Origin of the sequence: Burkholderia sp. E168m23, assembly GCF_016586125.1 — a bacterium.
GTDB classification, from domain to species: Bacteria; Pseudomonadota; Gammaproteobacteria; order Burkholderiales; family Burkholderiaceae; genus Burkholderia; species Burkholderia orbicola.
Map to the genome: position 1 here is coordinate 1 of NZ_BCPP01000263.1, position 7,634 is coordinate 7,634.

Here is a 7,634-nt window from a genome sequence, read left to right on the forward strand (position 1 = left end):
TCACGCAGTTCAACATCAATCGATGAGGTGGGGTGATGATTTCCAGGTTCGTCAAGCAACGAAACATGGCGGTGATGGCGGCGGGCGCGCTGGCGCTCGCAAGCGCGGGCGTGCATGCGGCGCAACAGGACGGTAACGCTCAGGGCGAGAGCAACGGCCGGCCGAGCCGCGTCGTGAAGCACGTGCTGCTGCTGAGCATCGACGGCCTGCACGAGCAAGATCTGGCGCGCTGCATCGGCGCGAATACGTGCCCGAACCTCGCGGTACTCGCGAAGAGCGGCGTGACGTACGCGAATGCGTACACGCCGGGGCTGTCGGATTCGTTTCCCGGCCTCGCCGCACTGGTGACGGGCGGCTCGCCGAAGACGGCCGGCCTGTTCTACGACGTGTCGTACGACCGCAACCTGTACGCGCCGAGCGACACGACGTGCTCGGGCAAGCAGGGCTGGAACGTCGTGTTCGACGAGACGACCGGCATCGATGCGCAGAACGGCGGCGCGCTCGTGCACCTCGACGGCGGCGGCGCGTTCAATCCGCAGGCGATCCCGCATGCGAAGGTCAACGGCCAGTGCGTGCCGGTCTACCCGCACGACTACGTGAAGACCAACACGGTGTTCGAGGCCGTGAAGGCCGGCGTGCCGAATGCGCGCACCGCGTGGGCCGACAAGCACGCGTGGGGCTACGACTGGCTGAACGGCCCGTCGGGCACCGGCGTCGACGACCTGATGCGCACCGAGATCAATTCGATCGACCCGGCGACCAACACCGACTATACGGACGTCTACTCGCATACCGCGCGCTTCGACAACCTGCACGTGCAGGCGCTGATCCGCCAGATCGGCGGCCGCGATTCGACCGGCACGAAGACCGCGCCGGTGCCGACGCTGTTCGGTGCGAACTTCCAGACGCTGAGCGTCGCGCAGAAGGCGCCGGTCGCGAAGGGCGGCGGCTATCTCGACGCCGACTTCACGCCGAACGGGCAGGTCGCGAACGCGATCACGTATGTCGACGACGCGATCGGCCACGTCGTCGCGGCGCTGAAGCAGGCGAACCTGTATTCGTCGACGGCCGTGATCGTCACGTCGAAGCACGGCCAGTCGCCGAGCGATCACACGAAGCTGGTGAAGAACGGCGACACGCTGACGAAGCTGCTCGAAGCGAACAATTTCCTCGATCCGAACGGCAACTTCGGCCAGAACAACACGACGACGGGCAACCTGAACGACGGTTCGGGCCTGGTCGGCACGGGCTTCGTGCAGACCGACGACGTCGGCCTGATCTGGCTGCGCGACCGCAGCCAGCGCACGGCCGTCGTGCAGACGCTGAAGGCGAATCTCGGCTGCAACGCGCCGGGGATCTGCGCGGACGGCCCGCAGGCGTACGTGCTGTACGGCGCGGCGCTGGCCGACCGCTTCGGCGATCCGGCCAACGGCCGCACGCCGGACATCGTCGTCCAGCCGAATCCGGGCGTGATCTATACGTCGAGCACGAAGAAGGACGAGGAGCACGGCGGCAACGCGCCGGACGACAGCCACCTCGGCCTGCTCGTGTCGTATCCGGGCATTCATCGTGCGCGCACGGTGAACGATCTCGTCGGCACGAAGCAGGTCGCGCCGACGATCCTCGCGCTGCTCGGCGCCGATCCGCGCCTGCTGCAGGCGGTCGTGGCCGAGAACACGCCGGTGCTGCCGGGGCTCGGTATCGGGCGTTGACGTGGTATGCCGGATGCCGCCGTGAGGCGGTGTCCGGCCGGCAAGCGGCGCGCGCAGCCGTGCGGCGGTGCGCGCCACTCGTTTCCGGGGCGGCGCCGTGCCGCCTTACGCGCGCGCCGCTTCGTCCAGCATCCATTCCCTGAAGCGCCGCAACGCATCGCTCGTGTCGAGGCGCTCCGGCGCGTAGCACAGGTAGTGCCCCTGCGCGTCCACGTCGACCGGTGCGTCGAACGGCTCGACCAGCGTGCCCGCCGCGAGATTGTCGAGAATCAGGAAGCGCGGCACGAGGGCGATCCCGAGCCCGGCCTGCGCCGCCTGGATCAGCACCGAATACTGCTCGAAGCGCGGCCCGGCCAGCGCGTTCATCTGCGTCGCGCGATGACGTTCCGCCCACGCGGACCACGCGATCTCCGCCTGCTCGTGCACGAGGCGCGGCGCCGCCGCCGCGTCGGCGGGCACATGCAATGCATGCCGGTCGGCGAATTCGCGCGAGCAGACCGGCACGAAGGTCCGCCCACCCAGATAGTCGCTTCGCACGCCTTCCCATCCGCCGTCGCCGTAGCGGATCGCCGCGTCGAGCCCGAACGGAAACACGTCGCCGGGCGCGAGATGGCGGCGAAAGCTCAGCGTGACGCCCGGCGCGGCGGCGAGAAAGCGCGTGAGCCGCGGCAGCAGCCACTTGGTCGTGAACGTCGGCACGCTCGCGATCGTCAGCAGGTCGCTGTTCTCCCGTGCGCTCAGCAGTTCGATCGACGCGTTGCCGATTTCGCGCAGCGGCCCGACGACGCGCGCGTGATACACCTGGCCCGCCCGAGTGAGCGCGAGGCCGCGCCCCTCGCGCACGAACAGCTTCACGCCGAACAGCGCCTCGAGGTTCGCGATCTGCCGGCTGACCGCGCTCGGCGTCAGGCCCAGTTCCCGGGCCGCATAGGAGAAGTTCAAATACTTCGCGGACGTGGCGAAGGCATGCAGCTCCGCCACGTTCGGATACAGGTGCTTCATCGCGGGCTGTTCCGTCCTTGCACAGGTCGATGCGCGCTTTTTACGTTTTTTTCATGACGATGCCATGTCGAAACCGCACACTGCGCCGGCTTCGACAACGCATGCAGGCCCGTCCGGCGGGCGTTGCGCGAGGTTTTTCCGATCGTCAGCGAGTGTATTCATGCCTGCGTCAACCACCCCGGCTCCGGCCGACGGTATTCCGATTCGTCGTAACAAACCGGCCCGGCCGCGCGTCGGGCGCCTGCTGCTGCAGGCGCTGCTCGCGGTGTTCGGCCTCTACCTGCTGTTGCCGATCGCGTTGCTGCTGGTTGGTGCCGTGGGCGAATCGTGGACGAACACGTTGCTGCCCGCCGGCGTCACCGGGCACTGGTTCGCCGATCTGGCCGCGAACCGGAGCTTCACGCGCGCGTTCGGCGTGAGCTTCATCGTCGCGCTGGCGTGCTGCGCGCTCAACGCGGTGATCGGCCTGCCGCTCGCGTATGCGCTGCATCATCGTGCGCAGGCCGGCGGCGGATTCGCGACGCGCGTCGTGATGCTGATGCCGGTCGCCGTGCCGGCGTTGACGCTCGGCTTCGGCTACATCGCGATCTTCAGCGGCGACACGTTGCCGTGGCTCGGCACGCTGCCGCTGATGATCGCGGCGCACGCGGTGCTGACGCTGCCGTATCTGCTGCAGACGCTGCTCGGCGACCTGCGGCATCTCGGCCTCGCGCGGCTCGAAGCTTGCGCGGCGACGCTCGGTGCGACGCCGCTGCGCCAGTTCGTCACGATCGTGCTGCCGAACCTGCGGCACAGCCTGTTTTCCGGCCTCGTGATGGTGGCCGCGCTGTCGATCGGCGAATTCCAGATCTCGAACCTGATCGCCGGCTTTCGCTACCGGAACTATCCGATCGTGCTGCTGCAGGCGTTCTACGGCGCGACGGGGATGGCGTGCGCCGCCACCGTCGTGCTGCTCGTGCTCGCCGTGCTGGCGACGCTCGTGTCCGTCGGCACCGTGCAACGTCTGAAGTGAGTCATCCATGAGTCTCGAATTCGAACACGTCAGTTTCCAGTATCCGGGCGCCCGTCATGGCGTCGACGACGTCACGCTGTCCGCCGCGCAGGGCGAACTGCTCGCGGTGATGGGGCGCAGCGGGTCCGGCAAATCCACGTTGCTGCGGCTCGCGGCCGGGCTGCTCGACGGCTGGCGCGGCCGCATTGCGATCGGCGGCGATGACGTGGCCGGCGTGCCCGTGTGGCGGCGCGAGGTGGGGATGGTGTTCCAGCACTACGCGCTGTTCCCGAACCTGTCGGTCGTCGACAACGTCGCGTACGGGCTGCGGATGCGCGGCGTCGCGGCCGACGTCCGGCGCCGGCGCGCGCTCGACATGCTCGAGCGGGTCGGGTTGTCGGCGCACGCGACGCGCGGCATCGCGATGCTGTCCGGCGGACAGCAGCAACGCGTCGCGCTCGCGCGGGCGCTCGTGATCGAGCCGAAGCTGCTGCTGCTCGACGAGCCGCTGGCGGCGCTCGATGCCGGTATCCGTCATCAGTTGCGCGACGAGATCCGTGGGCTGCAGCGCGCTTGCGGCGCGACGACGCTGTTCGTCACGCACGACCAGGACGAGGCGCTGAGCATGGCCGACCGCGTCGCGATCGTCGACGGCGGCCGCGTGCTGCAGGCCGGCACGCCGCGCGACCTGTACGAGCGCCCGGCGACCGCCCAGGTCGCGCGCTTCGTCGGGCACTCGACGCTGCTGCGCGGGCGTGTGCTCGCGCACGGCGAAATCGACGTGCGCTTCGCGACGCTGCGCGCGGACACGGGCACGCATCGGCCGGGTGCGGAGGTCGCGGTGCTGGTGCGGCCCGAGCATGTGCAGGCCGATCCGCCGGAACACAGCGCCAACCGCATCGACGGCCGTCGCGGCGAGGTGCGTTACTTCGGCGCGACGCAGCGCTACGACTTCATTCCGGACGGCTCGGCCGACGTGCTGCTGTGCGAGGGGCGCGAGCCCGCCTCGCGCAGCATCGCGATCGACCCTTGCCATCTGCTCGTGCTGCCGGCATCGCCGGACGCGCACTGATTCCTTTCGTTCAACGGAGATTCACGATGTTTGCAGGCTCCCCTCTTGTGAAGGCCATGCGCGCCCGCGTGCTCGCGCTGTGCGCGCTCGCGGCGCTTTCCTGCGCGGCGGCGCAGGCCGCGCCGCTGTATCCGGGCGAAGACGCGCTGTACGCGAAGGCGGCCGACGAAGGGCTCGTCGTGTCGTTCGATACCGGCCCCGAGTGGGCGAACTGGAAGGCGCTGTTCGCCGAATTCCGCAAGCGCTACCCGAAGGTCGAGATCACCTACAACGACATCGGCTCGGCCGCGACCGTCGTCGCGCTCGACAAGTCGCGCCGCCGCCCGCAGGCCGATACCGCGTACTACTTCGCGGCGTCGGCGCTCGACGCCGCGGGCAAGGACGTCGTCGCGCCGTTCCGGCCCATCAACTTCGACAAGCTGCCGGGCGTGTTCCGCGCGGCCGACGCCCGCTGGTTCGCCGTGCATTCGCTGAACATCGCGTTCCTCGTCAACCGGAAGCTCGTCAAGAACGTGCCGCAGCGCTGGTCCGACCTGCTGAAGCCCGAGTACCGCAACGCGGTGGTCTACCTCGATCCGCGCTCGACCGGGCAGGGCCAGGTCGCGGTGTTCGCGGCGGCCTATGCGAACGGCGGCAGCGTCGAGAACCCGAAGCCGGGCGCCGACTTCTTCGGCAAGCTGAAGCAGGCCGGCAACGTGCTGCGCGTCGAGGGCACGACGCCGTACGCGAAGTTCGTGAAGGGCGAGATCCCGATCCTGATCGGCTACGAGAACGACGGCCTCAAGGCGAAGTACGCGGACGGCATGGGCGAGGCGGCCGACGTCGTGATTCCGCAGGACGGCAGCGTGTCGGCGCCCTATGCGATGAGTCTCGTGAAGAACGGCCCGAATCCGTCCGCCGCGCAGCTCTGGCTCAACCTCGTGATGAGCGACGTCGGGCAGGCGCTGTTCGCGCAAGGCTACGTGCGCCCGGCGGTGCCCGGCACGCCGGTCGCGGCGGACGTCGCGGCGAAGCTGCCGAACGCGCCGCAGGTGCGCCCGCTCGATGTCGCGAAGGCGGCGGCACGCAAGGCCGAGGTCGACCAGCTGTGGTCGCAGGCCACGCTCGGCCAGTAAGGAGCACGGGATGCAGGCGTCCTTACCCGAGCGCGGCGTGCTGCGCCGCTTCGGCGCGCTGCCCGCGGTGGCCTTGCTCGCGGTGTGCTTCGTGCTGCCGCTGGCCGCGCTGGTCGATGTGGCATGCGCGGGCGGCGGCCGCGCGTTCGCGGCGGTGTGGCGCGATCCGCTCGTCGCGGATGCGATCGCGCGCTCGCTGGCGCTGGCGGTGGGCGCCGGCACGCTGTCGGTCGCCGTCGGCGTGCCGGTCGCATTCGCGCTCGCCGGACAGTCGCCGGCCCGTCGCCACTGGTCGCTCGCGCTGCTCGGCGTGCCGCTGGCGTTTTCCGGGCTGGTGATCGCGTACGGGTTCATCCTCGCATTCGGCCGCGCGGGCTTCGTGACCACGCTGCTGGCCGCGCTGGGCGCCGATCCGACCGTGGTCGGCGGCGCGATCTATACGATGCCGGGGCTCGCGGTCGCCTATGCGTACTACCTGATCCCGCGCGTCGCGCTGATGATCTATCCCACGCTCGCGAATCTCGACCGGCGGCCGCTCGAAGCGGCGCTGACGCTCGGCGCGCGACCGTGGCGCGCATGGCTCGACGTCGCGTGGCGCGAACTGTGGCCGTCGGTCGCATCCGCATGGTGCCTCGTGACCGCGATCGCGCTCGGCACGTACGGCACGGCGCTCGCGCTGGCCGGTACGCAGATCAACATCCTGCCGCTGCTGATGTATTTGAAGCTGTCGGACGGGCAAACCGATTTCTCGCAGGCGGCCGTGCTGTCGATCGTGCTGACGGCCATCTGTACCTGCGTTTTGGCACTAGGGGAAGGTCTTGTTCGCCAACGACGTCATTGAATGCGCGTGGTCCGAACCGGCACGCGACGCGCTCGCACGACTCGCGCAACGGCAACGCGGCACGCACCGGCACCGGATGCCGGTCGGCGTGATCGGCCCGCGCGATGCGACGGATGAACAGATGCGGGTCGCGGAGCGGATCGCGCATGCGGTGGCGGCCACGGGTATCGCGCTCGTCGGCGGCGGCAAGCAGGGCGTGATGGAGGCCGCCGCGCGCGGTGCGCACGCGGCCGGCGGCTGCGCGATCGGGCTGTTGCCCGAAGACGATGCGACGCTGGCGAATCCGTACCTGAGCGTCGCGCTGCCGACCGGGCTCGGCATCACGCGCAATGCGCTGGTCGCGCGTGCGTCGGTGTGCCTGATCGCGGTGGGCGGCGGGCTCGGCACGCTGTCCGAAATCGCGCTCGGGTTGCAGTGGGGCAAGCCGGTGTTCACGATCTGCGGTGCGCCGCAGGTCGCGGGCGTCGAGTGCTTCGACGAAGCGGACGGGCTCGTCCTGCGGGTCGCGCAATGGCTGGCCGATTTCGCGTAGCGCGCGGGCGTCGGCACAGGGCTTTGCCCGGCGAGCATCGTGCGCGGGCTTGAAACGGGGCGCGCAACCCGCCATATTGGCCGGGTGTCACCCGTTCAACGACGTACCGAGAGGATCGTTCATGCGCCTACTGCTTGCCCTGCTGCTCCCGTGGTTCCAGTTCTTCACGATCGGTCGCCCGATCGCCGGGATCATTTGCCTGCTCCTGCAACTCACGATCATCGGCTGGCTGCCGGCCGCGATCTGGTCGGTGTACGCGCTGAGTCAGTACAAGACCGATCGGAAGATCGACGCGGCGTTGCGCGGGCGGGGCTGAGGCGCAATGAGCGCATCAGAACTCTTTCGGGGTAGTTCGGCCGAGTAGTTTGC

The 7,634-nt window shown here is 69.4% G+C and carries 8 protein-coding genes; 7 read left to right on the plus strand and 1 reads right to left on the minus strand.

What is annotated here, in order from left to right:
* Window positions 1-35 precede the first annotated feature (35 nt).
* Entirely contained in the window at window positions 36-1,712 is a 1,677-nt protein-coding gene (locus JMF90_RS15465; RefSeq protein WP_011694882.1) for an alkaline phosphatase family protein, read from the plus strand.
* A 105-nt stretch (window positions 1,713-1,817) separates the two neighbouring features.
* On the opposite strand, the gene JMF90_RS15470 is transcribed toward JMF90_RS15465, so the two are convergent.
* On the minus strand, window positions 1,818-2,714 hold the full coding sequence (locus JMF90_RS15470; protein ID WP_011548935.1) for a LysR substrate-binding domain-containing protein: 897 nt from the start codon (window positions 2,712-2,714) through the stop codon (window positions 1,818-1,820).
* Between the two features lie 160 nt (window positions 2,715-2,874).
* On the opposite strand from JMF90_RS15470, the gene JMF90_RS15475 reads away from it, so the two are divergent.
* The 6 genes from JMF90_RS15475 to JMF90_RS15500 all read left to right on the plus strand — a co-directional run bounded on the left by JMF90_RS15475 (window position 2,875) and on the right by JMF90_RS15500 (window position 7,581).
* Entirely contained in the window at window positions 2,875-3,726 is an 852-nt protein-coding gene (locus JMF90_RS15475; RefSeq protein ID WP_041489454.1) for an ABC transporter permease, read from the plus strand.
* 7 nt (window positions 3,727-3,733) lie between these two features.
* Complete coding sequence (locus JMF90_RS15480; protein ID WP_011548937.1) at window positions 3,734-4,777, plus strand: ABC transporter ATP-binding protein; 1,044 nt, start codon at window positions 3,734-3,736, stop codon at window positions 4,775-4,777.
* Window positions 4,778-4,803: 26 nt separating this feature from the next.
* Window positions 4,804-5,892 (plus strand): extracellular solute-binding protein, encoded by a 1,089-nt coding sequence (locus JMF90_RS15485; protein WP_011548938.1) that lies wholly within the window; start codon window positions 4,804-4,806, stop codon window positions 5,890-5,892.
* Between the two features lie 10 nt (window positions 5,893-5,902).
* Window positions 5,903-6,733, plus strand: a complete 831-nt coding sequence (locus tag JMF90_RS15490) for an ABC transporter permease (protein WP_011694880.1) — start codon at window positions 5,903-5,905, stop codon at window positions 6,731-6,733.
* Between the two features lie 76 nt (window positions 6,734-6,809).
* Window positions 6,810-7,265 carry a TIGR00725 family protein gene (locus tag JMF90_RS15495; protein WP_085962325.1) on the plus strand — a complete coding sequence of 152 codons (456 nt, stop codon included), beginning with the start codon at window positions 6,810-6,812 and terminating at the stop codon, window positions 7,263-7,265.
* A gap of 121 nt (window positions 7,266-7,386) precedes the next feature.
* Complete coding sequence (locus tag JMF90_RS15500) at window positions 7,387-7,581, plus strand: YqaE/Pmp3 family membrane protein (protein WP_006480346.1); 195 nt, start codon at window positions 7,387-7,389, stop codon at window positions 7,579-7,581.
* Window positions 7,582-7,634 lie beyond the last annotated feature (53 nt).

What these genes read in the sequence shown, in the direction of transcription:
- JMF90_RS15465 (WP_011694882.1), top strand. Translation starts at nt 36, where the DNA reads ATGATTTCCAGGTTCGTCAAGCAACGAAACATGGCGGTGATGGCGGCG.
- JMF90_RS15470 (WP_011548935.1), bottom strand. Translation starts at nt 2,714, where the DNA reads ATGAAGCACCTGTATCCGAACGTGGCGGAGCTGCATGCCTTCGCCACG.
- JMF90_RS15475 (WP_041489454.1), top strand. Translation starts at nt 2,875, where the DNA reads ATGCCTGCGTCAACCACCCCGGCTCCGGCCGACGGTATTCCGATTCGT.
- JMF90_RS15480 (WP_011548937.1), top strand. Translation starts at nt 3,734, where the DNA reads ATGAGTCTCGAATTCGAACACGTCAGTTTCCAGTATCCGGGCGCCCGT.
- JMF90_RS15485 (WP_011548938.1), top strand. Translation starts at nt 4,804, where the DNA reads ATGTTTGCAGGCTCCCCTCTTGTGAAGGCCATGCGCGCCCGCGTGCTC.
- JMF90_RS15490 (WP_011694880.1), top strand. Translation starts at nt 5,903, where the DNA reads ATGCAGGCGTCCTTACCCGAGCGCGGCGTGCTGCGCCGCTTCGGCGCG.
- JMF90_RS15495 (WP_085962325.1), top strand. Translation starts at nt 6,810, where the DNA reads ATGCCGGTCGGCGTGATCGGCCCGCGCGATGCGACGGATGAACAGATG.
- JMF90_RS15500 (WP_006480346.1), top strand. Translation starts at nt 7,387, where the DNA reads ATGCGCCTACTGCTTGCCCTGCTGCTCCCGTGGTTCCAGTTCTTCACG.